Origin of the sequence: Floccifex sp. (genome assembly GCF_051873555.1) — a bacterium.
Lineage (GTDB): Bacteria > Bacillota_I > Bacilli_A > Erysipelotrichales > Erysipelotrichaceae > Floccifex.
This window is the reverse complement of record NZ_JBJEEY010000059.1, coordinates 1-2,526: the sequence shown is the minus strand read 5'-3', so window position 1 is coordinate 2,526 and position 2,526 is coordinate 1. Positions and strand designations below refer to the sequence as shown.

Annotated in this window: 4 protein-coding genes; all 4 read right to left on the bottom strand. The window is 29.8% G+C overall.

The genetic code is table 11. The features are described 5' to 3' along the window. Nucleotides 1-135: 135 nt before the first annotated feature. Nucleotides 136-753, bottom strand: coding sequence for a flavodoxin family protein (locus tag ACI32A_RS03365; RefSeq protein ID WP_439753612.1), 618 nt, complete (start codon nucleotides 751-753; stop codon nucleotides 136-138). A 34-nt stretch (nucleotides 754-787) separates the two neighbouring features. Next, a complete protein-coding gene (locus ACI32A_RS03360) occupies nucleotides 788-1,279 on the bottom strand; it encodes an SOS response-associated peptidase family protein (protein WP_439753611.1) in 492 nt (163 codons plus the stop codon). Between the two features lies 1 nt (nucleotide 1,280). Further along, on the bottom strand, nucleotides 1,281-1,778 hold the full coding sequence (locus ACI32A_RS03355; RefSeq protein ID WP_439753610.1) for a hypothetical protein: 498 nt from the start codon (nucleotides 1,776-1,778) through the stop codon (nucleotides 1,281-1,283). 405 nt (nucleotides 1,779-2,183) lie between these two features. Continuing rightward, nucleotides 2,184-2,526 (bottom strand): helix-turn-helix transcriptional regulator (locus ACI32A_RS03350; RefSeq protein ID WP_439753609.1); only part of this gene is annotated, 343 nt, incomplete at its 5' end.

Genomic DNA, 2,526 nt, shown 5'->3' with positions numbered 1-2,526 from the left:
CTGTTTAGTACTTTCATCTTATCATATTTAGAAATTGTGATTTTGGTTATTTTTTACATCATTTCATTTATTATTTACAATAAATGAATTATGAAAATAAAGTGACAAAAAAATTGAGGCTTTCAAACCTCATTTTTATCGAATAAAATTTGTGAGTTGTTTCTGATTATCATGATGAACAACGCCATGTTCTTTTCCAGTTTCAATACACTTTAACAGCCAGGCCATGTTTTTTCCTAAATTATACATCGTACACAATCCTTCAATGTCCTTTGAAACATCTTCTGCTTGTGAACCATAAACATGGTTCCAATATGTTGAACATACAATAGGCATTGAACGAATGGAAAAATATTTATTGATGACATCAAACGACGCTGTAGTTCCTGCTCTTCGAGCTGATAAAATGGCAGCGGCTGGTTTGTATTTGAATGCATCGCCTTTTGAATAAAAAGCACGATCCATAAAAGTTAATAAACGACCACTTGGATGTGCAAAATAAACAGGAGAGCCAAACACAAAGCCATCGGCTTCTTGTGCTTTTTTCACAAAATCATTGACACAATCTTCAAATACACAATATCCATTTTTTCGACAAAAATTACAACCCATGCAGTCTGACAATGGCTGATTGCCAATAAAAAACATTTCTGTTTCGATGCCTTCTTCCTCTAATGCTCGTTTTACTTCTTGTAAAGCTTCATTTGTACACCCATTTTTACGTGCACTTCCATTTACTAATAAAACCTTCATTTTACGATCTCCTTTTTTCATATATATAATTTTTTTAAAATAACGATAGTTGCTTGATAGCCTGACTAGAAGACAATTCTTCTGGAATATAGTTCTCAAAAGATTTTCCTTTTAAATATTCTTTGACTTCATCTTTTTTTAGAATCAAAGGCATTCTAGGATGTACTTCTTTCATGGACTCATTGGCTTTCGTAGTCACAATCACAAAATGATTATTTTGATAATGACCTGCAAAATATAAAATTTGATTTTCTTTATAAAACGTAACTTTTATTTGATTGTCATCCCATTCATAAAAAGAAGAAGCCGGAATCACGCAGCGCGGCAAGGAATACTTCTTTTCAATACGTGCATTAATGATTTGATGATTTTGAAACTGTATGCCCCATTTCATTTTTTTAGGAAGCATTTTTTCATTTCCAACAAGAACCAATGCCTCCTGTCCAGGATAAATATCACCTGTTTTTATTGTTTCTTTTGTGAATTTTGAAAGCGTATATAAATCAATATAATAGCGTCCGCACATATTAACCTCTTTCTTTTATAAATTTTTCAACCCATTCACAAATCCATTTTAAATTTTCTAAATCCTTTTGAATGTTTCCCGTTTCCAATGAATGATTTCCATTTTCAATGCGATAACAATGTATTGGTATATCTTCATTCGAAACAAAGGGATCCCTGGTTCCCGAAAAAACCAAATCCCGATCTGTAATATATTTTTTAGAAAATTTTAACGGTGTAAAATAAATATGATTTTGTATTTGATATTTTTCAGCCAGTTTTCCTGCACAATAAGTTCCAATACTCTTGGAAACAAATAAAGTATTGGAATCAAGATTTTGTATTTGACAACAAGCCTGATTGTATGCCATTTCTTTTGATTGTTCTAAATCAAAATGCAGATTTTGAAATACAATTTCCTGTATATCATATCCATATTGTTTTAAAATCTTTTTTGTATAATACAACAATGGTTTATCACAGTGATAACCAATTCCCGGAAACAAAATTGCTTTTTTCATAAATATAGTATAAAACCATAAAGAAAAAGTGTCTATACAGACACTTTGGAATCACATAAACGATTAAGGGAAGATATGAAATGTACATTTATGCGGATTTAGTTGTTTATATGATTACTGTATCAATATAAAACATTTATCTTATATCTCAATTCTTTTTTTTAAAAAAAAGTAAAATCAAAAGTTTTTTTATGGATTCAAAAAGAAAAACCGTATCATTTTTTTATTTTCAAAAAAAGTGAATAGACGAAAGAAAAATTTTATAATTCCCTTCCCAAACTTCAGTCAAGCCGCGCATCTCTCCATATTATGGTTTATTATTTTTCTTTCGTCTATAAAATGACAATCCATGTCATTATTTTTTTTCACACACCTATGTTAACACAACAAGAAACAATATTGTTGTCAATTATTAGCCTTATCATTGTCATTTCTTGACATTTTTCGATATTTATGTGGTGAAACATGGTAAAATTCCTCAAAAGAAGTAATAAAAGACTTCACATTCGCAAATCCATATTCTATTGCGATTTCTGTAATGGTTTTATTTGAATACAGAACATCTTTCATACATTGATAAATTCGATATTGTTTTAAATACATACTAAAATTAACGCCTGTGATTTTTTTGAACTCACGACTAAAGTATTCCTCGCTTACATGGCATTCTTTTGCCATTCTAGAAAGCGTCAACTTTTCTTTATAATGATCTGCAATAAAGTCCAGTAATTTTATGTGTTTTAATTTT

Bases quoted from the DNA above. Each gene is read 5' to 3' on its own strand.
- ACI32A_RS03360 (WP_439753611.1), bottom strand. From the start codon at position 1,279: ATGTGCGGACGCTATTATATTGATTTATATACGCTTTCAAAATTCACA.
- ACI32A_RS03365 (WP_439753612.1), bottom strand. From the start codon at position 753: ATGAAGGTTTTATTAGTAAATGGAAGTGCACGTAAAAATGGGTGTACA.
- ACI32A_RS03355 (WP_439753610.1), bottom strand. From the start codon at position 1,778: ATGAAAAAAGCAATTTTGTTTCCGGGAATTGGTTATCACTGTGATAAA.